The 24,531-nt window shown below is 67.3% G+C and carries 21 protein-coding genes and 1 pseudogene; 15 read left to right on the plus strand and 7 right to left on the minus strand.

Annotated elements, in window-relative coordinates:
* Nucleotides 1-16: 16 nt before the first annotated feature.
* Nucleotides 17-229: a hypothetical protein gene (locus tag CLG85_RS07805; protein WP_095884251.1), complete on the plus strand. Its 213-nt coding sequence runs from the start codon at nucleotides 17-19 to the stop codon at nucleotides 227-229.
* A gap of 93 nt (nucleotides 230-322) precedes the next feature.
* Here CLG85_RS07805 and CLG85_RS07810 read toward each other — a convergent pair whose 3' ends face one another.
* The gene (locus tag CLG85_RS07810) at nucleotides 323-1,165 is read right to left on the minus strand and encodes a c-type cytochrome (protein ID WP_095884252.1); all 843 of its coding nucleotides are present in this window, start codon (nucleotides 1,163-1,165) and stop codon (nucleotides 323-325) included.
* 100 nt (nucleotides 1,166-1,265) lie between these two features.
* On the opposite strand from CLG85_RS07810, the gene CLG85_RS07815 reads away from it, so the two are divergent.
* The 8 genes from CLG85_RS07815 to argC all read left to right on the plus strand — a co-directional run bounded on the left by CLG85_RS07815 (nucleotide 1,266) and on the right by argC (nucleotide 8,369).
* A complete protein-coding gene (locus CLG85_RS07815) occupies nucleotides 1,266-1,622 on the plus strand; it encodes a lysozyme inhibitor LprI family protein (protein WP_176476734.1) in 357 nt (118 codons plus the stop codon).
* 20 nt (nucleotides 1,623-1,642) lie between these two features.
* The gene (gene ureC / locus CLG85_RS07820) at nucleotides 1,643-3,382 is read left to right on the plus strand and encodes an urease subunit alpha (RefSeq protein WP_095884254.1); all 1,740 of its coding nucleotides are present in this window, start codon (nucleotides 1,643-1,645) and stop codon (nucleotides 3,380-3,382) included.
* 452 nt (nucleotides 3,383-3,834) lie between these two features.
* Complete coding sequence (locus CLG85_RS07825; RefSeq protein WP_092425344.1) at nucleotides 3,835-4,053, plus strand: DUF1127 domain-containing protein; 219 nt, start codon at nucleotides 3,835-3,837, stop codon at nucleotides 4,051-4,053.
* A 137-nt stretch (nucleotides 4,054-4,190) separates the two neighbouring features.
* On the plus strand, nucleotides 4,191-4,802 hold the full coding sequence (locus CLG85_RS07830) for an urease accessory protein UreE (protein ID WP_095884255.1): 612 nt from the start codon (nucleotides 4,191-4,193) through the stop codon (nucleotides 4,800-4,802).
* Nucleotides 4,792-5,427 (plus strand): urease accessory protein UreF, encoded by a 636-nt coding sequence (locus tag CLG85_RS07835; protein WP_260348674.1) that lies wholly within the window; start codon nucleotides 4,792-4,794, stop codon nucleotides 5,425-5,427. Before CLG85_RS07830 ends, CLG85_RS07835 begins: the two co-directional genes overlap by 11 nt.
* Before the next feature lie 17 nt (nucleotides 5,428-5,444).
* Nucleotides 5,445-6,077, plus strand: a complete 633-nt coding sequence (ureG, locus tag CLG85_RS07840; protein ID WP_095883656.1) for an urease accessory protein UreG — start codon at nucleotides 5,445-5,447, stop codon at nucleotides 6,075-6,077.
* Nucleotides 6,074-7,045, plus strand: coding sequence for a ketopantoate reductase family protein (locus CLG85_RS07845; protein WP_095883655.1), 972 nt, complete (start codon nucleotides 6,074-6,076; stop codon nucleotides 7,043-7,045). The genes ureG and CLG85_RS07845 overlap by 4 nt, the downstream gene beginning before the upstream one ends.
* Before the next feature lie 349 nt (nucleotides 7,046-7,394).
* Nucleotides 7,395-8,369 (plus strand): N-acetyl-gamma-glutamyl-phosphate reductase, encoded by a 975-nt coding sequence (gene argC / locus CLG85_RS07850; protein WP_095883654.1) that lies wholly within the window; start codon nucleotides 7,395-7,397, stop codon nucleotides 8,367-8,369.
* A gap of 96 nt (nucleotides 8,370-8,465) precedes the next feature.
* On the opposite strand, the gene CLG85_RS07855 is transcribed toward argC, so the two are convergent.
* Entirely contained in the window at nucleotides 8,466-13,310 is a 4,845-nt protein-coding gene (locus CLG85_RS07855) for a translocation/assembly module TamB domain-containing protein (RefSeq protein ID WP_095883658.1), read from the minus strand.
* A gap of 20 nt (nucleotides 13,311-13,330) precedes the next feature.
* On the minus strand, nucleotides 13,331-15,151 hold the full coding sequence (locus tag CLG85_RS07860; protein WP_095883653.1) for an autotransporter assembly complex protein TamA: 1,821 nt from the start codon (nucleotides 15,149-15,151) through the stop codon (nucleotides 13,331-13,333).
* Nucleotides 15,152-15,368: 217 nt separating this feature from the next.
* Here CLG85_RS07860 and CLG85_RS07865 point away from each other — a divergent pair, with 217 nt between their 5' ends.
* Nucleotides 15,369-16,280: an NAD-dependent epimerase/dehydratase family protein gene (locus tag CLG85_RS07865; protein WP_260348675.1), complete on the plus strand. Its 912-nt coding sequence runs from the start codon at nucleotides 15,369-15,371 to the stop codon at nucleotides 16,278-16,280.
* A 173-nt stretch (nucleotides 16,281-16,453) separates the two neighbouring features.
* On the opposite strand, the gene CLG85_RS07870 is transcribed toward CLG85_RS07865, so the two are convergent.
* From CLG85_RS07870 to CLG85_RS07885, 4 genes and pseudogenes are all read right to left on the minus strand, one after another.
* The gene (locus tag CLG85_RS07870; RefSeq protein WP_095882853.1) at nucleotides 16,454-16,738 is read right to left on the minus strand and encodes an HlyU family transcriptional regulator; all 285 of its coding nucleotides are present in this window, start codon (nucleotides 16,736-16,738) and stop codon (nucleotides 16,454-16,456) included.
* 16 nt (nucleotides 16,739-16,754) lie between these two features.
* Nucleotides 16,755-18,750 (minus strand): annotated as a pseudogene (rpoD, locus tag CLG85_RS07875) (RNA polymerase sigma factor RpoD).
* 141 nt (nucleotides 18,751-18,891) lie between these two features.
* Entirely contained in the window at nucleotides 18,892-20,889 is a 1,998-nt protein-coding gene (gene dnaG / locus CLG85_RS07880) for a DNA primase (protein WP_095882851.1), read from the minus strand.
* A 128-nt stretch (nucleotides 20,890-21,017) separates the two neighbouring features.
* Complete coding sequence (locus CLG85_RS07885; RefSeq protein ID WP_095882855.1) at nucleotides 21,018-21,299, minus strand: hypothetical protein; 282 nt, start codon at nucleotides 21,297-21,299, stop codon at nucleotides 21,018-21,020.
* Nucleotides 21,300-21,483: 184 nt separating this feature from the next.
* Here CLG85_RS07885 and CLG85_RS07890 point away from each other — a divergent pair, with 184 nt between their 5' ends.
* The 5 genes from CLG85_RS07890 to CLG85_RS07910 are packed head-to-tail and all read left to right on the plus strand — an operon-like array spanning nucleotide 21,484 to nucleotide 24,418.
* Nucleotides 21,484-21,681: a hypothetical protein gene (locus tag CLG85_RS07890; RefSeq protein ID WP_095882850.1), complete on the plus strand. Its 198-nt coding sequence runs from the start codon at nucleotides 21,484-21,486 to the stop codon at nucleotides 21,679-21,681.
* Nucleotides 21,678-22,298, plus strand: a complete 621-nt coding sequence (locus CLG85_RS07895) for a hypothetical protein (protein ID WP_260348676.1) — start codon at nucleotides 21,678-21,680, stop codon at nucleotides 22,296-22,298. Before CLG85_RS07890 ends, CLG85_RS07895 begins: the two co-directional genes overlap by 4 nt.
* Nucleotides 22,183-23,199 (plus strand): CHAD domain-containing protein, encoded by a 1,017-nt coding sequence (locus tag CLG85_RS07900; protein WP_260348677.1) that lies wholly within the window; start codon nucleotides 22,183-22,185, stop codon nucleotides 23,197-23,199. Before CLG85_RS07895 ends, CLG85_RS07900 begins: the two co-directional genes overlap by 116 nt.
* Nucleotides 23,196-23,948, plus strand: a complete 753-nt coding sequence (locus tag CLG85_RS07905; RefSeq protein WP_095882848.1) for a ParA family protein — start codon at nucleotides 23,196-23,198, stop codon at nucleotides 23,946-23,948. The genes CLG85_RS07900 and CLG85_RS07905 overlap by 4 nt, the downstream gene beginning before the upstream one ends.
* Nucleotides 23,945-24,418, plus strand: a complete 474-nt coding sequence (locus tag CLG85_RS07910) for a CYTH domain-containing protein (protein ID WP_095882847.1) — start codon at nucleotides 23,945-23,947, stop codon at nucleotides 24,416-24,418. Before CLG85_RS07905 ends, CLG85_RS07910 begins: the two co-directional genes overlap by 4 nt.
* Nucleotides 24,419-24,531: the final 113 nt, after the last annotated feature.

Genomic DNA, 24,531 nt, shown 5'->3' on the forward strand with positions numbered 1-24,531 from the left:
GCAGGGGGGGCGCGCGATGGTCTTCATGACACCCTTCGACTGGGCGGCGCTGATGCTGCGCGGCACGAGCCAGATGTTCGCGGCGCAGGCGCAGATGACCGAGGCTTTTCTGGCCTATGGCCGCAGGCAGGGCGCGGTCATGCCGACCACTGGCGCAACCGTGCTGCCCTTCGTGCGCCCGGCGCCGGTGGTGACGATGGGCATTTGCGGCCCGGCGCGGGCAAAGTGAGGGGCCACAGTGCACCGCGCACCCTCCCTATATGCCGTTCCGGCCCGGCCCGCACCGGCGCGCCAGTGGCTGGCACGCCGGATCCCCTATGCTTCAGGCGTCGGGCAGCGGCGGCAGGCTGCGCAGGTAGAGCACGATAGCGTCGAGATCGCCCTCGGTCATATGCGCGAAATAGCCGTAGGGCATGGGCGGCATCATCGCCGAGCCGTCGGGCCGCGTGCCGGTGGTGATGATCTTCTTCAGATCGTCGTCGCTGTAGCCCGCCAGACCGTCCTCGGAGCTGGTGAGATTGGGCGCGGTGACGCTGCCCCAGGGGCCGTGAAACTCGAAGCCGCCCTGACCGAGGTGCTCGGGATCGGTCATCGGACCCTTGTCGCTCATCGGCGAATGGCACTCCATGCAATGGCTGACGGCGTTGGCGAGGTATTGGCCGTATTCGACTGTCACACCGCGCTCGGGCGGGGTGACGCTCTCTACTGGCGGGCCGTAGGCCGGGGGCAGGGGGATGTTGTAGACCGAGTCCGGCACCTTGTTGTCGACCGCCGGCAGCGTGCGCAGGAAGGCGACGATCGAGGCCAGATCGTCATCGCCGAGACCGCGGTACATGATGATGGGCATGGGCGGTCCGATCACCGAGCCATCGGGCAGGATTCCCTCGCGGATCGCATGCGCCAGTTCCGCGTCGCTCCAGTCCGCGACCTCTCCTCCCGGGGTGATATTGGGGGCGTAGGCGGTGAACATGGGGTTGTCCTCGACGAGGCGGCCGCCGAGCTCCTTGCTCATGTCGAAGCCGGCCTCGCCAAAGGGCGTGTGGCAATTGCCGCAGCCGGCCGGACCCCTGACCAGATATTCGCCGCGGGTCACATCCCCCGCGGCCGTCGCCGCTCCGGCGCCGAGCGCCAAGAGCGAAAGTCCCGTAATCGTCGACCTGTACATTTCAATCTCCGTGCTGATGCGCTGGCTGGGAGGGAAAATGGACGTCTCTAGAGTAAAGCGGACGGTACTCCCGTTCGATAAACGCACAAAGAAAATTCGCATGGTCGGTCTTGCATGTTTGGCCGCGCCCGCGCTGCTTCTGGCCGATCCGGCCCGCGCTGCCTGCAGCGATGCCGCCACCACGGTCGAGATGCGCGAATGCCGTGGCGAGGAATACGAGGCTGCCGACGCCGAGCTCAACGCGGTCTACGGCCAGCTCAAGGCTGCCGCCTCCGACGACGTGATGGCCCAGGTCCGCACCGCGCAGCGCGCCTGGATCCCGTTCCGCGACGCCGCCTGCCTGGCCGAGGCCGCCCCCTACGAGGGCGGCTCGATCCAGCCGCTGATCCACGTGAGCTGCCTGACCCGATTAACCCAGCGCCGCAGCGAAGACCTGCGCGCGCTCTTGCCGAACTGACCAACCCGAGGACGATCCGAATGCCCGCAACGATTTCCCGCCGCGACTACGCCGCCATGTTCGGCCCCACCACCGGGGACAAGGTGCGGCTTGCAGACACCGACCTCATCATCGAGGTCGAGCGCGACCTCACCGCTTCGCTTGCCGGTGGGGGCAATCGCGCGCTCTACGGGGAAGAGGTGAAATTCGGCGGCGGCAAGGTGATCCGCGACGGCATGGGCCAGTCGCAGTACACTCGCGCCGAGGGCGCCGTGGACACGGTGATCACCAATGCGCTGATCGTCGACCATACCGGCATCTACAAGGCGGACGTGGGCCTCAGGGACGGGCGCATCGCGAAGATTGGCAAGGCGGGCAATCCCGACACCCAGCCGGGCGTCAACATCATCGTCGGCCCCGGCACCGAGGCGATCGCGGGCGAGGGGCGCATCCTCACCGCCGGCGGCATGGACAGCCACATCCACTTCATCTGCCCGCAGCAGATCGAGGACGCGCTGCACTCGGGGCTGACCACCATGCTCGGCGGCGGCACCGGCCCGGCGCATGGCACGCTGGCCACCACCTGTACGCCGGGGCCCTGGCACCTCGGCCGGATGATGCAGGCCGCCGATGCCTTCCCGATGAACCTCGCCTTTGCCGGCAAGGGCAACGCCTCGCTGCCCGCCGCTCTGGAGGAACAGATCAAGGGCGGTGCCTGCTGCCTCAAGCTGCATGAGGACTGGGGCACCACGCCCGCAACGATCGACACCTGCCTGTCGGTCGCCGATGCCATGGACGTGCAGGTGATGATCCACACCGACACGCTGAACGAGAGCGGCTTCGTCGAAAACACCGTCGCGGCGATGAAGGGCCGCACCATCCACGCCTTCCACACCGAGGGGGCAGGCGGCGGCCACGCCCCCGACATCATCAAGATCTGCGGTGAGGAGTTCGTGCTTCCGTCGTCCACGAACCCCACCCGGCCCTACACGCAGAACACGCTCGAGGAACACCTCGACATGCTGATGGTCTGTCACCACCTCGACAAGTCGATCCCCGAGGACGTCGCCTTTGCCGAGAGCCGCATCCGCCGCGAGACCATCGCCGCCGAGGACATCCTGCACGACATGGGCGCCTTCTCGATCATCGCCTCGGACAGTCAGGCCATGGGCCGCGTCGGCGAAGTGATCATCCGCACCTGGCAGACCGCCGACAAGATGAAGAAGCAGCGCGGCAAGCTCGCCGAGGAGCAGGGCGACAACGACAACTTCCGCGTCCGCCGCTACATCGCCAAATACACGATCAACCCGGCCATCGCGCATGGCATCAGCCAGCACATCGGCTCGATCGAGGAGGGCAAGCGCGCCGACCTAGTGCTGTGGAACCCGGCCTTCTTCGGCGTGAAGCCTGAGATGGTGCTGATGGGCGGCACCATCGTCTGCGCGCAGATGGGTGATCCCAACGCCTCGATCCCGACGCCGCAGCCGGTCTATACCCGCCCGATGTGGGGCGCCTATGGCCGTTCGGTCGAGAACTCGGCGGTGATCTTCGTGTCGGAGGCGGCGCAGGCCGACGGGCTGCGCGACCGGCTCGGCATCGCCAAGCAGACGCTGGCGGTGAAGAACACCCGCGGCATCGGCAAGAAGGACCTGATCCTCAACGACGCGCTGCCGCATGTCGAGGTGAACCCCGAGACCTACGAGGTGCGGGCCAACGGCGAATTGCTGACCTGCGAGCCCGCCAAGGAGCTGCCGATGGCGCAGCGCTACTTCCTCTACTGAGCCGCGCAGGCCGTCCGACTTGGGCATCTAAGGAAAGGTGCCGGTCCGTTTCAGCGGGCCGGCGTCTTGGCATTCAGAGGTGAGTCGCAGGGCCGTCCACGGCGCCCGAGGCCTGAACCAGGCGCATGTCGTGGCACGGTGGCGCGTGCCGAGAGACGCCCGGAAATTCGGCAGCGTCCCCTCTCATGCATGGCAGCCTGTGGCTAAACGACGTATCTCACAGGGTTTTTCCGGAGAATTCTTCTCAAAGCGCCGCTGATTTGAGCGCCTAATAATTTTGCTAAACCAGATGTGCCCGCTGGGTAATATAATTATCTGTGATCTCTGCGTGTCTGGGGAGCCAGCTATGCACATGCAGCATTTGTTGTTCCCGGGTGCGTGACCTATCTTGGGTGTCAAGGGAGGAAACCAAAACCAACGCAACGAACTCAAACGCTAGGATAGGTTTCCAAATGGCATTTCTGACTGCATCCGCACGCACCGAACAGGCACCGTTCTTCTCGCGCTTCTTCGCCGCCATCGGCAACGGCCTCGTCGCCATGGGTGAAGCAAACCCGCGTCTGCGCAAGATCGAAGCCCTGCAGCGCCTGTCGGACGAGCAACTCGCCGAGCGCGGCATCCGTCGCGAAGACATCGCGCGTCACGTCTTCCAGGACGTCTTCTACCTCTGAGTTCCCAACGCGGCGCTTGTGCTGCAGAACTCGGCACGCCAAGGCCACGCCCCGGTGATCCCGGCGCGTGGCCTTGCCTTTTCCGGCGGTTGGTCCGAGGGTGCTGGCGCAATCCAGACGATCCCGGAGCCTTCCCCATGACAGCCCCCTCGACCAGCCTGTCCGTGTCCCACGAGATTGCCCGCAAGGGTTCTTGCCACGAGACGACCCTGAGCGTGACGCTCAGCTACGAGGACCGCTTCCTGCGCCGCAAGGTGCTGAAGAGCGACCAGGGCGAGAGCTTCCTCGTCGATCTCGCGCATACCGAAAGCCTCGACCAGGGCGACGCCTTCGTGCTGACTGACGGCCGCGCGGTGCGCGTCGAGGCCGCCGCCGAGCCGCTGCTCGCGGTAAGCGGGGACGAATTGCCGCGCCTCGCCTGGCACATCGGCAACCGCCACACCCCCTGCCAGATCGAGGCAACGCGGCTGCTGATCCAGCGCGACCACGTGATCCGCAACATGCTCGCCCATGTCGGCGCGACGGTGGAGGAGGTGCTTGAGCCCTTCACTCCCGAGGGCGGCGCCTATGGCCATGGCCGCACCCATGGCCACGATCATTCGCATTCCCACGGTCCCGAAGCGCAGGCGCACAGCCACTCGCATGCGCACAGCCATGCCCATGGTCACGACCACGATCATGCGCACGACCACGATCACACCCATTCGCACTCCCATTCCCACGGTCCCGCGCACACGCATGACCACTGATCCGCTGCTGACGCTGCACCAGCTCTTCTCGCCTTCCTTCCCGGTGGGCGCCTTTGCCTATTCGCACGGGCTCGAGACGCTGGTGCAGGAGGGGCGCGTCACCACCGCCGCGCAGCTGCAGGGCTGGCTCGAGGCGGTGCTGCGCCACGGCGCGGGCTGGAGCGATGCGGTGCTGCTGGCACATGTGGCGCGGGGCGCCGACGCCGCCGAACTGGCGGAACTGGCTACGGCGCTGACGCCGTCGGCGGAGCGGAGGCTCGAGACCGTCAAGCAGGGCGAGGCCTTTGCGGGCACGGTGCGCGACCTCTGGCAGGTTGACATCCTGCCCGCCCCCTATTCCGTCGCGGTGGGGCAGGCGGTGCGCGCGCTCGAGCTGCCGCTGCTGACCGCGCTGCAGCTCTACCTGCTGGCCTTCGCCTCGAACCTTGCCGCCGCCGGGATCCGCCTCATCCCGCTCGGTCAGACCGAGGGGCAGGGGGTGATCCGCGCGCTCTCGCCGCTCTGTGAGGCGCTCGCGGCTCAGGCGATAGGCGCGTCGCTCGACGAGATCGGCACCTTCTCCCCGCTCTCGGACATTGCCAGCCAGCGCCACGAGGCGCTCTATTCCCGCATCTTCAGATCCTGACACCTGACGGAGACGACATGACTTCCCCCAACGGACCCCTCCGCGTCGGCCTCGGCGGCCCCGTGGGCGCCGGCAAGACCACCCTCACCGCGGCGCTCGCCCGTGCCCTGCGCGACCGGCTGTCGATGGCCGTGGTGACCAATGACATCTACACACGCGAGGACGCCGAGGAGCTGATGCGCCAGCAGATCCTGCCGCTCGACCGCATCAAGGGTGTCGAGACAGGCGGCTGCCCGCATACGGCGATCCGCGAGGATGCGTCGATCAACCTCGCCGCCATTGCCGAACTGAACGAGACTTTCCCCGACCTCGACCTGATCCTGATCGAGAGCGGCGGCGACAACCTCTCGGCCACCTTCTCGCCCGAGCTGGCCGACGTGACGATCTACGTGATCGACACCGCCGCGGGCGAGGAAATCCCGCGCAAGGGTGGCCCGGCGATCACCAAGTCGGACATCCTCGTGATCAACAAGACCGACCTCGCGCCCTATGTGGGTGCCTCGCTCGAGGTGATGGAGCGCGACGCCACGCGGATGCGCGCGGGCAAGCCCTTCGTCTTCGCGCAGGTCAAGCACGGCAAGGGCGTCGACGAGATCGTCTCGCTGCTGGCCAAGATCGGCGGGCTGCCGCTGCCGGAGGCGGTGTCATGAGCCGCATCGTCATCCTCGGCGTCGGGGCGGTCGGCGGCACGCTGGCGGTCAAGCTGACCCTTGCCGGGCAGGAGGTGCTGGGCATCGCGCGCGGTGCGCAGCTCGAGGCGCTCCGCAGCGGCGGGCTGACCCTGCTGACGCCCGAGGGTGCGCTGCAGGCCGGCTTCCCCTGCGTGGCCAGCCCCGCCGAGGCGCAGCTGCGCGCGGACGACGTGATCTTCCTTTGCGTGAAGACCCAGCACACCGAGGCCGCGCTCATGCAGCTGCGCGACGCGGGGCTGCGGGACCAGCACGTCTTCTGCTTCCAGAACGGCGTCGAGAACGAGCGGCTGGCATTGCGCTACTTCCCCAACGTGCACGGCGTGACGGTGATGTTGCCCGCCGATTTCGTGCAGCCGGGCGAGGTGGTCTGCTACGGCGCCCCCTGTATCGGCTCGTTCGATGTCGGGCGGTATCCCTCGGGCTGCGACGCTGCGGATTCCGCGCTCGTGGCGTGTCTGGAGGCGGCGGGCTTCCCCTCGGCCACGCGCGCGGCGGTGATGGATCGCAAATACGGCAAGCTGCTGATGAACCTCGGCAATATCGTAGGTGCGGCGCTTGGCGAAGGGGTCGACAGCAAGACGGTTGTCGCCGCTCTCAAGGCCGAGGCCGAGGCGGTCTTTGCCAGCGCGGGTATCGCCTGGTCCGACCCCGCCGAGGACGACGACAAACGCGCGGCCCAACTGAAGATCGTCGAGGTGCCGGGGGTGACCCGGGTCGGCAGCTCCACGGCGCAGAGCCTCGCGCGCGGGGCCGGCTCGGTCGAGACCGACTACCTGAACGGCGAAGTCTCGCTGCTGGGCCGGCTGCACGGCGTGGCCACCCCGGGGAACGACTGGTTCACCGCGCTCGCCGCCCGGCTGGTGCGCGAAGGCGCCGTGCCGGGTGCGGTGACGCTGGCCGAGGTCGAGACCGCGCTGGGGCTCTGAACCGACGCAGACTGCCTCAAGTGAGCGCCCCGGGACGCCGGGGCGCTTGTCGCTTCCGGCCCCTTGGTGCGCCTGCGCGCACGACGGCGTAGCCCATATTTCACTTGACCGCACGTGATCTTGACGACATTTCTGCCAGTCATGTTTGGGAACCCAACCCTCTTTGATCGACGCCGACGCCGCAGCTCCCTGCGGCGGCTCTTCGGGCTGCGCGTCGATCAGCGTTCCTTGGCGCGGTAGCCCCACCAGGCAGATACCGCCCGCCGGAGCCCCTCCGACCCGCGTTCCTGAACCCCCGCAGCCCTCGGCTCCGGGGGCTTTTGTATTCCGCACTCTGGAAGGACACAGCATGAGCATTCGTACCGGCATTGTCGGCATCAGCGGTTTCGGCGGTGGCGAGGCGCTGCGCCTGATCGCGAGCCACCCGTCATTCGACCTTGTCTACGCGGCGGGCGAAGGTAGCGCCGGCAGCCGTCTCGTAGACCGCTTCCCCGGCGTTCCGCAGGCGCTCGCCGGGCTGGTTATCGAGAAATGGGATCCTGAGGCGCTGCCCGATCTTGACCTGCTGTTCGCATCGCTGCCCACGGGCGCCTCGGCCGAGGCGCTGGCGGCAGTCCCCGAGCGGGTCAAGATCGTCGACATCGGCGGGGACCACCGCTACGCGCCGGGGTGGATTTATGGCCTTGCCGACGTCTGGCCGGAGCAGATCAGGGGGCGCAGCCGGGTGGCCAACCCCGGCTGTTTTCCGGCTGCGACGCTAAACGCGCTGGCGCCGCTGCTGGCGACCGGGCTGATCGCGCCGGGCAATATCGTGATCGACGCCAAGACTGGCATCTCCGGGGCAGGCCGGGGCGGCGGTGGCAGCTTCGGCTACGCCCAGAGCAACGAGAACCTGCAGCCCTACGGCCTGTTGAAACACGTCCACATGCCCGAGATGGTGACGACGATCGAGCGGCTCGGCGCCGGCAGCGCCGCCGGGCTGGTGTTCACGCCCCATCTCGTACCGATGACACGCGGCGTGCTGGTCACCATCTACTGCCGCGGCAGCGCCACCACGGAGCAATGCATGGAGGCGGCCCGGAACTTCTACGCCGAGCGCCCCTTCGTGCGGGTCACCGACCGGCCGCCGCAGACGAAGTGGGCGACCGGTTCGAACCTGTCTTTCGTCAGCTACGCGGCGGATCCACAGCGCGATCTGGTGATTGCGATGGGAGCGGTCGACAATCTCGGCAAGGGGGCCGCCGGTCACGCGGTGCAGAATGCGAACCTGATTTTCGGGCTGCCGGAAACCGCTGGGTTGGAGGGGGCACCCGTCTGGCCATGAGGGAAGGCGTCGCGGAACGCGACAGATCCTATGTCATTCGCCGAAATGCAAAGGGCCCCACAAGGGGCCCTTCGTCTATCGCGGGAAACGCGCGCCTTAGTAGTCGTGCTCGTAATAGATGCCGATGGTGCTGTCGCCCTCCGAGGTCACGCTGCCCTTGGCCTTGAGGCTGGGGGTGATCTTGATGTTGAGGTTGACCGCGCTGCCGCCGCCGGAGTCGACCTCGACGTCGGTGTAGATGTCCTCCGAGATGTACTTGCCGAGCCGCAGCCCCGCTTGGCCCTCGTCGTTGGTCGTCACGTCGAGATCGTCCAGCCCGAGGTTCTTTCTCAGCCCGTCCACCGCGCCAGAGCCGCGCCCGGCGAGCGTGTTGACCGCCGCTGCGATCTGCAGCGCCTGGAAGCCCGAGATCTCGGTGAGGTCGCGGCCGAAGAGCAGCAGCGCCAGCACCTCTTCCTCGGGGCGTGAGGGATCCGAGGTGAACTCGACGTCGGGCTCGGTGGCAAGCCCGGTGATGCTGACGGTCACCGTGGTGCTTTCGACTTCCGACGTGGCCGCGATGTCCAGCGTCGGGATGAACTCGCCGGTGAGCGCCATGGTTGCGCGATCCAGCGTGAGCCGCTGGCCGAGGATGTCGAGCCGGCCGCGGATCAGGTCGAAGCGCCCCTGCGGGATCACGTCGGTGGAGCTGCCGGTGATGCGCAGCGCGCCGCCGAGCTCCATGTCGAGGCCACGGCCACGCACGAAGATCTGCTGAGGCGCCCGGATCACCAGGTCGAGCGGCAGCGAGTAGGCCGAGCCGCTGCTTTGCTTCTCATCGTCGACTATCCCGGCGCGGATCCGGGTTACATGCGAGCCGAAGGGCTCGGAGACATGGGTCAGCACGAATCCATGGCTGCCCGGCCCGAGCCCGGTTTCGGGGATACGGATTTCGGCGTTGTCGATGAGGATATCGCCGCCGATCGCCGGGCCGGTGAGCAGCGGCCCCGAGATCGTCACGTTGCCGCCGAGCTGCACCTGGTAGAGCCGCCGGTCCTCGAGCACGAGGTTGTCGAGCGCGATGCTGAGGTTGGCGGGGAAGTCGCCGCTCATGCCAATGGTGCCATCGACGTTGATCCGCCCGCCGGTGGCCAGCGCCGTCGAGGCGGTCAGGTTGGTCTGCCCGCCAGAGATATTGGCGTTGAGGTTGAGCCCGGTGAACTCGAGCCCGGCGGTGGGCACGATGACCCGCGCGCCATTGACCGTGACGTTGCCGGACAGGGAGTTCAGCGCCAGCGGCCCGTTCAGCCGCATGTCGAAATTCGCCATGCCGGACATCAGGTTGGGCGAGGCGACCTGGTTGGCCAGTTCCAGCGGCGCGTTTCCGGTGATCGCCACGTTGGCGCTGCCGAAGTCCTGCGCGATGCTGCCCGAGACCTGCGCCCTCGTGCCGCCGGGGGCGGTGAGGTTGCTCTGCACCTGGTACTGCCCGCCGTTCTGGGTCAGCGTGCCTTCGGCGGTGGCGCGGCCCGGAAGCTGGGGAACCAGAAGTCCCAGATCACGCAGCGCCACGTTGTAGGTGATGCTGCTGTCACCGGCGCCATAGGTGCCATTGGCGGTGGCGGTGATCTCGCGCGTCTGCACCTCGAGCTGCTGCACGGTCAGCGCACCGTCCGCATCGCGGCTCAGTTGCACCACGGCGCTGCCGTCGCCGCCGACCAGCTGGTCGACGGTGGGGATGCCGAGCGCAAGCGCGCGGGTGTCGAGCCGCCCGTCCGCCGAGAGACTGCCGTCCTCGAGGTTGTAGGCGACATTGCCATCGAAATTCACCCCGCCCGAGAGCGGCTGGCCGACCAGCGGTGCATAGGCGCCCAAAGAGGCGACCGAGGCGGTGCCGTCGAAGCCCACCGCACCGAGCTTGCCGCCGCCGAGTTTCTCGGCGGTGACGCGGCCCTGCGCGCTGGCCTCGCCCGGGCCGGAGCCGGTGAAGTCGAGTTGATAGGCGCTGTCGCTCTCCTGCAGCGTGCCCCTGAGCTGGGCACCGCCGGTGACGCCGGGCTGGATCAGCGACATGTCGGGAAGCGAGATGTCGAAGCTGGCGTTGCTGAGCCCGCTCTCGGCCGAGGGCTCCTTGCCGAGCAGCGCGGCGGTGTAGACGTCGCCCGTCGCGGTGACCTTGATGGCCTGGCCATTCACGTCGAGCTGGCGGATCTGCACAAGATCGCCGTCATAGGCGACCGAGGCGTCGAGATCGACCGTGCCGGTCAGCAGCCCGTCGACCTGCGCGATGCCGGTCCCGAGATCGCGGGTGGTGCCGTCGAGCACTGCGTCGGCGGCGCCGGTGGCCATGTCGTAGGAGACATCGGCGGTCAGGTTCAGCCCGCCTGCCAGAGGTCTGCCTGCGAGCGGCTCGTAGATCGACAGGTCCGAGGCGGCGACATCGCCGTCGAAGGTGACCGTGCCGAGGCTGCCGTCGGCGAGTTTCTCGGCGCTGGCCTTGCCGGTGATGCGGACATCGCCCGGGGCCGAGGCGTCGAGGTCGAGGAGGTAGGCATTGCCTTCCTCCTTCAGCGTGCCGGTGACATGCGCGGGGCCGGTGATCTCAGGTTGAATCAGCGACATGTCGGGCAGGGAGATGTCGAAGCTGGCGTTGCTCTGGCCCGCGCCCGACGTGGGTGTGCCGCCGAGCAGGGCGGCGGTATAGACCTCGCCCTCGGCCGAGACCTGCACCGCCTGACCGTTCACCGTGAGCTGGCGGATCTGCGCCAGATCGCCGTCGTAGGCCACCGAGGCATCGAGATCGACGGTGCCGGTGAGTAGCCCGTCCACCTGCGCGATGCCGGTTTCGACGTTGTTCAAGGTGCCGTCCAGCACGGCGTCGATGGCGCCACCGTCGAGCGTGTAGGTGACGTCGGTCTTGAGATCGACGCCGCCCGCCAGCGGTTTTCCGGCAAGCGGGGCATAGGCCGCGAGGTCCTGTGCCGCCGCATCGCCCTCGAAGCGGATGGTGCCGATGGCACCGCCTTCGAGCTTGGTCGCGGTGACCAGACCGTCAAGGTCGGTGCCGCCGGGCGCGCTGCCCTCGATGTCGAGATGATAGGCCTCGGGGGTCTCGTCGAGCGTGCCGGAGACTTGTACAGCGCCCGAGAGCCCGTCCTGCACCCTAGAGACGTCCGGGATCGAGATGTCGAAGGTGCCGGTGCTGCCGCCGGTCTGCAGCTTGGCCTCGGCGACCGCCTTGATCCCTTCGCCCGAGAGATCGAGGCGGCGCAATTCGGTGCCTTCCTCGTTGCGCACGGCCGAGGCGAAAAGCTCGATCTGACCCTCGAGCAGGCCGTCTGCCTGCGGGATGCCGGTCTTCAAGTCCAGCGTGCGGCCCTGCGCGGTGATATCGAAGCGGCCTGCGACCGGCTCTACCGAGCCCTTCACCGCAAGATCGGCATCGCCTCCCAACTCGCGCTTGGCAAGGCCCGAGAAACGGCTGATGTCCGCGGCCTTCACGCTGAGATCGGGCTCGATGATGATGTTGCCGCTGTTGCCGAGGCCGGAGAAGGTCACGTCTCCGGCGAGCGAGACCCCCGCGCCGCCGAAATCGATCTGGCGCAGGTAGAGCGGATCACCCGCCTGCCAATCGATCTGCATCACGCCCTTCAGCTCCTCGCCCGCGGCGTCGGCCATGGAGGCGTCGGCGAAGTCGAGCCCCGAGGCGTCGAAGGTGAGCTGCGCCTCGACCCCGCCGGGCAGGGACGCGCCGGAGCTGCGGCGGATGGTGCCGCGTCCGGCGATGTCGGCCCGTTCTATGGACATGTCGGGCCGGTCGATGCCCTCGGCCACCACGTCGAGACTGAAAGCCTCGCCCTGCGATGCGTCGAAATCGAGCGTCAGCGTGGCGGTGTCGACCATGGTCACGTCGCCGGACATGGCGAGCCGCACCGGGCTGCCGTCGTCCGAGGCGATCTTGCCGTCGATCTGCATCAGCTCGGGCCAGCCGTCGGCACCAATGCGGGCGGTGCCGGTGAGCGCGACCATGGCGGTCTGCAGGTCCAGCTTTTCCAGATCGAGCGTGCCGTCCGAGCCCTGCAGGCCCGAGACCTGCAGGCTCTGCTCGGGGCCGAAGAAGTCGCGGTGTTCCTCTGGCAGCAGCGGGCGCAGATCGCCCGACAGATCGGCGGAAAACTGGCGCCCGGCCTCGGAGCTGCCCTTCAGCGTGACCTGGCCGCCGAGCCGTTCCTCGCCGTCGGTGGCGAGTTGCAGGTCGGCGGTGAAATCGTCGAGCACGCCGTCGCCCTTAACCGTGAGCGCCAGCGAGGGCGCTCCGGGCAGGCCGAGCTTGGTGCCGACGATGCCGCCGCTCTCCTCTTCGAGCGCGAGGTCGATGTTCAGTGTGCCGCTTTCGTTGGCATAACTGCCCGCGAGGGTCAGCGAATCCTGCGGCCCGTCCAGGCGATTCACCGAGATGTCGGCATTGCCCTCGCCATCCGCGAGCTTGGCCGAGCCCTCGACCTCTAGCGCGATCTCCTCGCCCATCAGCGGGGCGCCCAGCTCGACCCGGGCGATCTTCAGCGCGCCGACGTCAACCGAGACCGGAAGGTCGGGCAGCGCGAAATCACCCGAGGCCTCGGGGGCAGGGGCCTCGCCCTCGGTGACCGGGGCGCGGGCTATCGCGAGCCGCTCGGCGCTCAGCTCGTTGACCACCAGCGCGCCGCGCAGAAGCGCCGTGCGGCGCCAGTTCAACTTGGCATTCTCCAGCGTGAGCCAGACGCCCTCGGAATCCGAGATGGTCATCCGCTCCAGCGTCGCCTCGGAGCTCAGTGCACCGCGAAAGCCGATGATGCGCACGTCGCGCCCGGCGCCCGAGAGGGAATCCTCGATCAACCGTTCAAGAAAGCCGCCGCTGTCCTCGTCTTCCTCCTGCGCCAGCGCAGGCGGCGCCGCCAGAAAGAGCGGCAGGAGCAGCAACATGAAAAATCGCTTGAGAAGGGTCAAAACGCCTGTCCTATCCCGAGGTAAATCTGAACGCCGTCGCCGGTGTCGCCGCCGGCGGGCATGGCGACGTCGAAGCGCAGCGGGCCGATGCCCGTCTTGTAGCGCACGCCGAGACCAGCGCCGGCGTGCCATTCGCCGTCATCGCCGCCCGGGGTGCTGTCGCGCCCGACGTAGCCCGCGTCATAGAAGACCACTGCGCCGAGGCTTTCGCCGATATCCTGCCGGAACTCGGCCGAGAGGCCCGCGAAGCTGCGGCCGCCGATGGTGTCGCCGTCGCCGAGGTCGATGGCCAGCGACTGGTAGGGCTGACCGCGGACGGTACCGGCGCCGCCGGAGTAGAAGAGGTAATCGGGCGGGGTTTCGTCGATGTCGGGGCCGACGACCGAGCCCAGCATCACCCGCCCGGCCAGCACCGAGCGCTCGCGTGCGCCAAGCGCGAGGTAGCCGCGGAAATCACCGTAGAGCCGCGCGCCGTTGGGATCGTCGCGCAGGTTCAGGAAGGGCGTCGCCTCGGCCAGCATGTAAAAGCCGTGCCTCGGGTCGAACTCGTTGTCGCGGCGGTCGTATTCGGCCTTCATCGGCAGGGTCAGCAGCTCGAAGGTGCGCTCGCCGAGGTCGTCCGTGGTTTCGGAATAGAGATAGCCGACGCCGATCTCGGTATAGAGATGGTCGGTGAGCTGGCGGGTGATGCCGAGGGTCAGCTCGATGCTGTCGAGATCGTAGTTCGGTTCCTGCAGGTGCTGCAGCTCGGTCTCGAAGTAGCCGTTGGTCTCCGGTCCGATGACGGCGGGGACGTCGAGCCGCCCGGTGAGCGTGTAATCGAGCGTATCGGCCTGATCGGTGATGTCGGTGATCGAGGCATCGAAGCGCAGCCGTTCGGCACCGCCGAGGATGTTGCGGTGCAGCCAGTAGCCGGTGAGCGACAGGCCCTCGAGCGAGCTGATCTCGGCGCCTGCGCCAACGCGGCGCGGCTTGGAGTCGACGACCTGCAGCGTGTAGTCGAGCGTGCCGTCGGCGTTGGGAACATCCTTTTCGCGCAGGGTGACCGTGGCGAAGGTGCCGGTGCGGGTGAGCCGGTCGACCGCGTCATTGACCTCTTGGGGGTCGTAGATCTCTCCGGTGGGCAGCCCGGCGATACGGCGTCGGGCGCTGCCGCGCACGTCGCTCTTGCCTACGTTCAGCAGCTTGCCGAAGCGCAGCCGCGGGCCGGTGGTGACGCCGAGGTCGACATCGACGTAGCGGCTCACGTGGTTGGCGGTGACATCCTCTCGGGTCAACTCGGCCTTGGGGTAGCCGGCGTTGCGCCAGCCGTCGACGGCCGCCTGCGCGGCGCTGCTGATGGTGCTGGCACGGGCGCGGTCGCGGGTCTTGAAGTCCGAGGGCAGCTCGGTCCCCGGGGCCAGCGGTGCCACGCTGGTGCGCCCGAAGCGGAAGCTGGGGCCGCGCTTGACCAGCACGTCGACCCGGTTCACCGATTGCGGCGTGGTGAGCAGCGGGATGTCCGCCGCCTCGCGCCCGTCGATGCGGATCGAGACCTCGGGCCCGTAGTAGCCGTTGGAATAGAGCGTCTCGACGATGATTCCGTAGTCCTGCAGCGCCGCGGCAAGCACGTCCGGCCCCTCGGTCTTGCCGTCGGTCTTGGCCCGCACCAGCGCCGAATAGGTGGTGATCTGGTCCTGGATGTCCTGGTCGAGCTCCGGAAATGCGAAGCTGAGCGTTTCGAAGGCTGAGGCCGGCAGGGCGGCGAGGCTCAGGGCGAGGCTCAGGGAAATAAACGTGTGCCGAGGGCGCAATGAACTGTCCTTTCTCGAAACCATGCGGACACCTTAACGCAGCGGAAGTGCTGCGGCTAGGCGCAGCGGCAATAAGGTCAGCGTTCCGGGTGATTTAGCGCTCATGGTTGACGGGGCGACCGCTGACCCGCGCGGTCGCCCCGCGGTGGCGCGGAAATGCCGCGTCACGGCTTGCCGTAGTGTCGCCGCGGCACTATCCCGAAAGGGAGGCGGATTGGTTGAAAATGGCAGGGGCACAAAGATGGCGACGCAGACCTATGTGACCGGATGCGCCGGCGTGCTCGGCTTCGAGATCCTGCGCGCGCTCGACGCGGCGGGCCTGCCGGTCACCGGCATCTCCCGCAGCGCGCTGCCCGAAGGGTCGCCGGCCCTGCCGCATGTGCGGGTGAGCGACGCGCTGCACCCGGGCTGGCTGGCGCCGGGCGACGCGGCGGCCACGATCGTACATTGCGCGGGCCTGTCGGACGCGCGGCGGCGCTTCGGATCGATCGGTGAGTTGGCGCAGGAGATCACCCTGCCTCAGACAGATTTCGTCGAGGCGCTGGCGGCGCGCGGCTGGCGCGGGCACTTTGTCTACCTGTCGACCGCGGCGGTTTACGGCGACACCGAGGATCTGCCGATCCCCGAGAACCGCGAGCCGCAACCCAAGGGCTATTACGCGCTGCACAAGCTGGCAATGGAGGAGGCGCTGCTGTTCCTCGCCGCGCAGCACGGTTTTCGCCTGACGATCCTGCGGCTCGGCAACCCCTACGGCACGGCGATGCCGGGACGCGAGCGCGGGGTGATGCGGCTGCTGCTGGATGCGCTGGCTGGCGGCGCCCCCTTCACCGTCTATGGCAGCGGCGAGACCTCGCGTGATTACCTGCACATGGATGACTTTTGCGACGCGGTGGCGCGGGTGGTGACGACTCCGCTGCCGGGGCCGGTGACCCGGCTCAACCTCGGCGCGGGGGAGGGCTGTTCGCTGAACGCGCTCATCGCGAAGATGGAGAGGGCGACCGGGCGGCAGCTCAATCTCGTGAGCGAGCCCTCGGCGCTGGAGGTCAAATCGAGCGTGCTGGATATCTCGCGCGCGCGGCGTGTGCTGGACTGGGCACCGCGGGTGTCGCTGGACGACGGGCTGGCGCGCATGGTCGCGGACTACGGGATGTAGGGGCGCACTGGGGAAGGCCGCGAAGGGGGGGCTCTGCCCCCGCCGCGCTGCGCGCGACTCCCCCGGGATATTTGGACCTAGAAGAAAGGGCGTCGCCGGGGGTGCTGGGTCGCAATGGGAAACGCCGCCCAGGAGGGCGGCGTTTCGCAGTCAGGGCAGTCAGGGGGCGGGGCTCAGCCGAAGAGCCGGGCGCCCTGCTCGTCGATCATCTGCCTGGCCTTGCGGATCGAGGCCTCGACAGCCTCGCCGTGGTCGCGGATGACGTCGGCGCGGATCAGCTCGTGCACCTTGGTCTCGCCGTTCACCTCGCCCTCGATGCGGGCGGCGATGCGGAACTGACCGTCTGCCGGCTGCGGCGCGGGGAAGATGCGGAAGCCGTTGTATTCGACGGCTTCCACCTGCGGTTCTGTCTTGGCGGGGCCGGGGCCACCGCCGAAGAGCCGAGACCAGAAGGACATGAGCGTTCCCCCGCGCTTACTGGTCGAGGAAGGAGCGCAGCTTGCGCGACCGCGACGGGTGCTTGAGCTTGCGCAGCGCCTTGGCCTCGATCTGACGGATCCGCTCGCGCGTCACCGAGAACTGCTGGCCAACCTCTTCCAGCGTGTGGTCGGTGTTCATGCCGATGCCGAAGCGCATCCGCAGAACCCGTTCCTCCCGCGGGGTGAGCGAGGAGAGCACGCGGGTGGTGGTCTCCTTGAGGTTCTCCTGGATCGCCGAGTCGAGCGGCAGGATGGCGTTCTTGTCCTCGATGAAATCGCCGAGCTGGCTGTCTTCCTCGTCGCCGATCGGCGTTTCGAGCGAGATCGGCTCTTTGGCGATCTTCATCACCTTGCGGACCTTCTCGAGCGGCATCTGCAGCTTTTCCGCCAGCTCTTCCGGGGTCGGCTCGCGGCCGATCTCGTGCAGCATCTGGCGGCCGGTGCGGACCAGCTTGTTGATCGTCTCGATCATGTGCACCGGGATACGGATGGTCCGTGCCTGGTCGGCAATCGAGCGGGTGATCGCCTGGCGGATCCACCAGGTCGCATAGGTCGAGAACTTGTAGCCGCGGCGGTACTCGAACTTGTCCACGGCCTTCATCAGGCCGATGTTGCCTTCTTGGATGAGGTCGAGGAACTGCAAACCGCGGTTCGTGTACTTCTTGGCGATGGAGATCACGAGGCGCAGGTTGGCCTCGACCATTTCCTTCTTCGCCTGCCGTGCTTCCTTTTCGCCCTTCTGCACCTGCTGGACGATGCGGCGGAACTCGGAGATGTCGAGGCCGACGTACTGGCCGACCTGTGCCATGTCGGCGCGAAGCTCTTCCGCCTTGTCCGAGAAGCGCTCGATGAACATCTGCCAGCCGCGGCCGTCCTTGGCCGCCATGTGGTCCATCCAGTTCGGATCAAGCTCGCGGCCACGGTATTCGTCGATGAACTCGCGGCGGTTGATGCGGGCTTGGTCGGCCAGCTTCACCATCGAGCTGTCGATCATCATGATGCGCTTGTTGATGCCGTAGAGCTGGTCGATCAGCGCCTCGATCCGGTTGTTGTGCAGGTGAAGCCCGTTCACCAGCACGACGATCTCGGAGCGCACGCGCTGGTACTGCACCTCGTCCTCGGCCGAGAAGGAGCCGTCCTCGTTCAGCGTGGCGCTGATCCGGGCGTCCTGCATCTCCGACAGGGTCTCGTAGTCAGCGGCGATCGTGTCGAGGGTTTCGAGCACGCGCGGCTTCAGCGCGGTCTCCATCGCGGCCAGCGACATGTTGGCCTGGTCATCCTCGTCCTCGTCGTCGTCGCGGCGCAGCGGGTTGCCGTCGGCGTCGAGCTCGGGCTCGTTGCTGCGCTGCTTCTGCGCCGTGGCGTCGCCGCCGGCGCCGACCACGGGCTCGTCAATCTCGCCATCCTCGTCGAGCTGGTTGCCAAAGGTCGCCTCGAGGTCGATCACGTCGCGCAGGAGGATTTCCTCGCCGAGGAGTTCCTCGCGCCAGATGGTGATCGCCTGGAAGGTCAGCGGGCTTTCGCAGAGGCCCGCGATCATCGTGTTGCGGCCGGCCTCGATGCGCTTGGCGATGGCGATCTCGCCCTCGCGCGAGAGCAGTTCGACCGAGCCCATCTCGCGCAGGTACATGCGCACCGGGTCGTCGGTGCGGTCGAGCTTCTCGGTGCCCCCCCGACGACACGGCGACATCGCGGCCGCGCGAGGCGTCCACGAGATCGGTCGAGCCCTTGTTCTTGTCGTCGCCGTCCTCGGATTCCTCGTCCTCTTCGGTGACCTGGATGCCCATTTCGGAGAGCATCGACATCACGTCTTCGATCTGGTCGGAGCTGACCTGATCGGGCGGCAGAACCTGGTTCAGCTGGTCGTAGGTGATAAAGCCACGCTCGCGCGCCTCGGCGATCATCTTCTTGACCGCGGCCTGGCTCATGTCGAGGCTATGTGCGTCGTCCTGAGATTCCGGCTTGGCGTCGTCGTTGTCTTTGGCTGCCATGAAGTGCTCCGTCAAAGGGAGGGGCCGGTTCTGGCCGGCACTCGCGCAAGTGAAGTGATTCGATTTTGCGAATCATGGGGGGAATCGTTTGATTCGGCCACCCGTCTACCGGTTTTTCCTCCAGTTTCCCTAAATGGCCATCTAGTTCTGACCCTTGGAAAAGCGAATCTGCTGTAGCAGCGCGTCGAAGGCGCTGCGTTCTTCCTTGTCCATGCGGGCACCATTGGCGCCCACGTCGAATTCCACGTCATCCTCCGAGCGGTTCATCACCGCCTGGTTGCGTGCCTGTGCTGCCTGACCCAGGCGCCAGGTAAGGGCTTCGTCCGCAAGGCTTTCCATATCCTCCAAAGCCTCGGCGAGTTCGGCCACGAGCCCGGCCTGAGCGGCGATCTTCGCGAACTCCTCGGCCACCGTGAGGCGGGCGAGCTCGGTGTCACCGAAATGTCGCAGGCAGGGTACGACAGCCACATGGCGTGCCGCGAGCAGGGAATCAAGGGCCTCGGGGCCGATTCTCTGCATTGCCTCGTCCTGCAGCGCCTCGGGGTCGTCGGTGATGCCCGACAGCAGCAGGCTGCGCAGCGCCGCGTGGGACGGATCCCGGCAGGGCAGGGTTTCCAGCGGTCCCTCGAATTCCGCCATCAGCGCCGGGTAGCGCAGCAGCACTGCAAGGATGACATCCTCGCGCAGGCGGGTGGTGCCTTCCTCGCCGGCGGCGACCAGCAGCGATGACTTGGCCGAGGCGCTCGGCGCGATGGGAACCGCCTGGCCCCATTTCTGTGTGCGCTTGCCACTGCGGAACGGGCTGTACTGGCCGGAGCCGCCGGAAAACCCGCTGCCGCTGTTGCCGCCGCGCTTGCCGCGGAAGAGCTGCCAGCGGAGGTCCTTGATCTCGTCGCCGTAGTGGCGGCGCAGATCGGGGTGCTGGACGCGCTTGATCGCGGCGCGCAGCGTGGCGTCGAGCGCGGCCTTGCGCTCGGGGCTGTCGAAGACCTTGCCCTCGGTCTCGCGCCGCCAGAGCAGCTGCACCATGGGCAGCGCCTGGTCGAGCACTGCCTTCACCGCCTGCGGCCCCTTGGCGCGCAGCAGGTCATCGGGATCCTGCCCCTCGGGCATGACGGCAAAGCGCAGCCCCTTGCCGGGCACCAGCAGCGGCAGGGCAAGATCGATCACCCGGTAGGCGGCGCGCAGCCCGGCCTTGTCGCCGTCGAGGGCGATCACCGGCTCGTCGGCGATGCGCCACAGCAGGGCGAGCTGGTGCTCGGTCACCGCCGTGCCGAGCGGCGCGACCGAGGCCTCGAAGCCGGCCTCGCTGAGCGCGATCACGTCCATGTAGCCTTCGGCGACGATCAGCGGCTGGCCCTTGCCTGCCGCCTCGCGCGCGGGCGCGTGGTTGTAGAGGTTGCGGCCCTTGTCGAAGAGCTCGGTCTCGGGCGAGTTGAGGTATTTGGCGTTGTCGCGCGGGTCCATCGCCCGCCCGCCGAAGGCGATGGCGCGGCCGCGGCCGTCGCGGATCGGGAACATGATGCGGTTGCGGAAGACGTCATAGGGCGCGCGGCCCTTATCCGAGGGCTTGGCCAGCCCGGCACCGAGGATCAGCTCCTCGGCCACGCCCTGTCCGCGCAGGTGATCCCAAAGGCCCTGCCACCCGGCGGGCGCGAAGCCCAGCTCGAAGCGGTCCTGCACGTCCTGCTTGAGGCCGCGCCGCTCGAGATAGCCGCGCGCCTCGGAGGCTGCGCCGGTGCGCAGCTGCATCCGGAAGAAACGCAGCGCCTGTTCCATCACCTCGGCGAGCTGGCTGCGGCGGTCGGCCTTCTGCGCCGCCTGCGGATCGCGCGCGGGCATCGGCATGCCGGCCTCGCGGGCGAGGATCTCGACGGCTTCCATGAAGTCGACGTTCTCGCTCTCGCGGATGAAGGAAATAGCATCGCCTTTCGCGTGACAGCCGAAGCAGTAGTAGAATCCCTTGCGGTCATCGACGTGGAAGGAGGCCGACTTTTCCTGGTGGAACGGGCAGGGCGCCCACATGTCGCCCTTGGCCTGGTTCGATTTCCGACTGTCCCACATGACCTTGCGGCCCACGACCTGCGAAAGGCTCGTGCGCGTGCGCAACTCGTCGAGGAAACCGGGTGGAAGACTCATGCTCGGAGTATCAATGCACAACGGGGCCGAGTCCATGCGACTCGACCCGGGATTTCATCATTCGTTGCGGATAGCGGACTCCGGCGCCGCGCGGAAGCTCGACGTCGGTGCCTTTCAGGTCTGCGCGCTCACTGCGCGAGGCACTCCTGCTCCCACTTCCGGCCCACATCGAGGGTCAGATCCTTCTCGGGCAGGCCGTAGATCCATTGCGCCAGAGAGGCGCCGGTGTCGCGGTCGAGCGCCCGGCGCAGTTCGCGCTCGGTCCGCTTGAGGGGAATTCCGTCCTTACGCGCCTGCACCGCTTCCATGACCATCTTGGCCGAGGTCTCGCAGCGTGCCGCCTTCTCACTTTGCGCGGAGAGAGGCGTGGCAGCGGCAAGCACCAGCCCGAGTACAACAAGGTTCCGCATGGTCTGCATCTCCTTCGTCAGCCATGGCAACTATCTAAGGTCTCTTGGCGGGGCTGTCATCCACAGGCCGCTGTTCGTTCACGAACAGATGAGCGGTCAGCGCCCGGTGTCTTTAGGGAAAACCGCATTGCAGGAGGTGCATGCCGATGACATCATGACGTCATGAAAGACGAAGGTGCGCGGCATGGCGAAGGTCAAACTGTCCAAGAACAGGGAAGCAGAGGAGGGTGGCGATGAGAAGAAGAACACCTCCCTCCGGCTCAGTGGTAAGACGCTGAAGGCGCTCAAGATGCGCGCGATCGAAGAGGATACGAGCGTGCAGAAGATCGTCGAGACACTGATCGAGGACTACCTCCGCAAGCGCAGAAAGAAGGCACGATGAGCCCCGGGGAGCCGTCACTCTATTTCCTGCCGGAAACGGCGCTGGAACAGCTGATGGAGGCGTCCGCCGGCGGGCTTGTCCCGCGGTTGGTCTGGCAGGAGGGCAGCAGCCCCTTCCAGGTTCGCGACAGCTTCGATCAGGGACTGCGCGGTTCCGGCAGGTTGCTGATCGAGGCGGAAGATCGGGTCGAGCTGCTGCGGCCCGAGGGCGCGCCGCTGGTGCAGCCCGGCACCCCGGGAGGGCGTTTCGTCACCGACCTCCCGGAGGGGCCGGTGAAGGACGCGCTTTCAGACCTATCGCCGCTGCGCTGCCTGCTGCCGGTGGGCGCGGGCACGTTGCGGCGGGGGACGCTCTCGCTGCTCGATGACGAGGGCAAGACTCAGGCGCGCGCGCTGCTGTTCGAGCTGGCGGCGACCGAGGGCGGCACGGCGCTGGGGCTGCAGGTGCAGGGGTTGCGTGGCTACGACAAGGCGCTGCTGCGGCTGCGGGGCATGGTCGAGGATGCGGGGGGGGGCCGCGCTCGGCGACTGCGCACTTTATACAGAGCTCTTCCCGGGGCGGAGCGACTACAGCCCCAAGCCGGTGGTGCCGCTGGACCGCGAAACCAGGGCCTTTGACGCGGCGAGCGACATCATCGCCGCCTACCTGCCGGTGGCGCGGGCCAACGAGGCCGGGGTGATCGCCGATGACGACACCGAGTTCCTGCACGACTACCGCATCGCGCTGCGCAAGATCCGCTCGGTGCTGAGCCTGTTCAGGGATGTCTACGATCCAGAGCTGACCGCCGAGCTGAAGGCGCGGTTCTCGGCCCTCATGACATCCACCGGTCGGCTGCGGGATCTCGATGTCTACCTGCTGGAACGGGGTGGCTTCTACGCCATGGTGCCCGCCAGCCTGCATGGCGGGCTGGACCGGATGTTCGCGCTTTTCGCCGAGGAGCGGACGGAGGAGCACCAATCGCTTGCAGCACACCTGCGCAGCGCCGCCTATCGCAAGGAGATCAAGGCGCTTAGCAAGCTCTTCGACAAGCGCAAGAAGCTGGCGCGGGGGGCAAGGGCCGATCTTCCGGCCTATCCCTTTGCCTGCAAGCTGATCTGGAAACGCTACCGCAGGATCTGCGCCATTGCCGAGGCCATCGACGAGGGCACGCCCGACCACGAGGTCCACGAGCTGCGCATCCACTGCAAGAAGCTGCGCTACCTCATGGAGTTCTTTGCGCCGCTCTTCCCGGGGAAGCCCTTCAAGCAGATCATCAAACCGCTGAAGAAGCTGCAGGACAACCTCGGCCTCTTCAACGATTACTCGGTGCAGCAGGAGAGCCTGCAGGCCTTCCTCGGGCGTCTCGAGGGTGCCACGCCGGGCAACCTGCAAATCGCCCAGAGCGTCGGCGCGCTTGTCCTCGTGCTGCACGAGCGCCAGCTGGCCGAGCGCGCCCGGGTTGTGGGCAGCTTCGCCGCCTTCAACAGCGACGAGACCCGCCAGACCTTCCGCGACCTGTTCCACGGGGGAAAAGAATGAAGATCATCGCCTGCTATTCCAACAAGGGTGGCGTGGGGAAGACCGCGACCTCCGTCAATCTCGCCTATGCGCTTGCGCAGGGCGGGCGGCGGGTGCTGCTCTGCGATCTCGACCCGCAGGGCGCCTCGGGGTTCTATTTCCGGGTGAAGCCGTCGAAGAAGCTGACCGAGACGCGTTTCTTCGATGACGTGGCGCGTTTCACCAAGGCGATCCGCGGCAGCGATTTCGACAATCTCGACATCCTGCCCGCCAACATGACCTTCCGCGACTTCGACGTCTTCCTGGCGCGGATGCGCAACTCGCGCTCGCGGCTGAAAAAGGCGCTGAAGGCGGTGAAGGGGGATTACGACGTGATCCTGCTCGATTGCCCGCCGAACATCTCGACGCTGTCGGAGAATGTCTTTCGTGCCTCCGATGCCATCGTCGTGCCGGTGATCCCCACGACGCTTTCGCAACGCACCTTCGAGCAGCTCAAGGGGTTCTTCCGCGAGCACGACCTGCCGGCAAAGAAGCTGCACGGCTTCTTTTCCATGGCGCAGGGGGTGAAATCGTTGCACGGCGAGACGATGGACGAGATGCGCCGCGAGCATGGCAAGCGCCTGCTGAAGGCGTCGATCCCCTTCACATCGGACGTCGAGCGCATGGGGGTGCATCGCGCGCCGGTCATGGTCTCGGCGCCCTCGAGCGTCGCAAGCACCGCCTATGTCGCGCTGCATGACGAGCTTGTTGCCCGGGTGTTCGGCAAATGAGCGGTGGGGTGGAGATCGAGCGCAAGTTCCTCGTCGCCCGCCTGCCGGTGCTGGAGGGGCTGAAGGCGAAGCCGGTGCGGCAGGGCTATGTGACGCTCAAGGGCGATTCCATCGAGCTGCGCCTGCGCGAAAAGGGTGGGGCGTATTTCCTGACGCTGAAGTCCGAGGGCGGGCTGGCGCGGATGGAGCGCGAGATCGAGATCGATCGCGCCCAGTTCGAGGAACTCTGGCCGGCCACCGGAGGGCGGGTGGTCGAAAAGACCCGCTATGTGGGGGCGCTGGCGGACGGCACGACCTTCGAGCTCGACGTCTTCGCCGGCGCGTTGGCGCCGCTGGTGATGGTCGAAGTGGAGTTCGATACGGTCGAGGCGGCCTTGGTCTTCATACCGCCGGACTGGTTCGGCGCGGATGTGACCGAGGATCGCCGCTACAGGAATCGCGCCCTCGCCGACGACGGGGTGCCGCGCTGAGCTGGGTGACGTGAGGTTCGCCTCTCGCGGCACGCCCGGGCGACTCGCGGGAGGCGTTTTGCGCCTCGGGGAATCGCGGAGTCGGGTCGCCGCGTAGCGACTCGTTTGCGAGC

It is taken from the genome of Alloyangia mangrovi, from assembly GCF_002300555.2.
Classification (GTDB): domain Bacteria; phylum Pseudomonadota; class Alphaproteobacteria; order Rhodobacterales; family Rhodobacteraceae; genus Salipiger; species Salipiger mangrovi.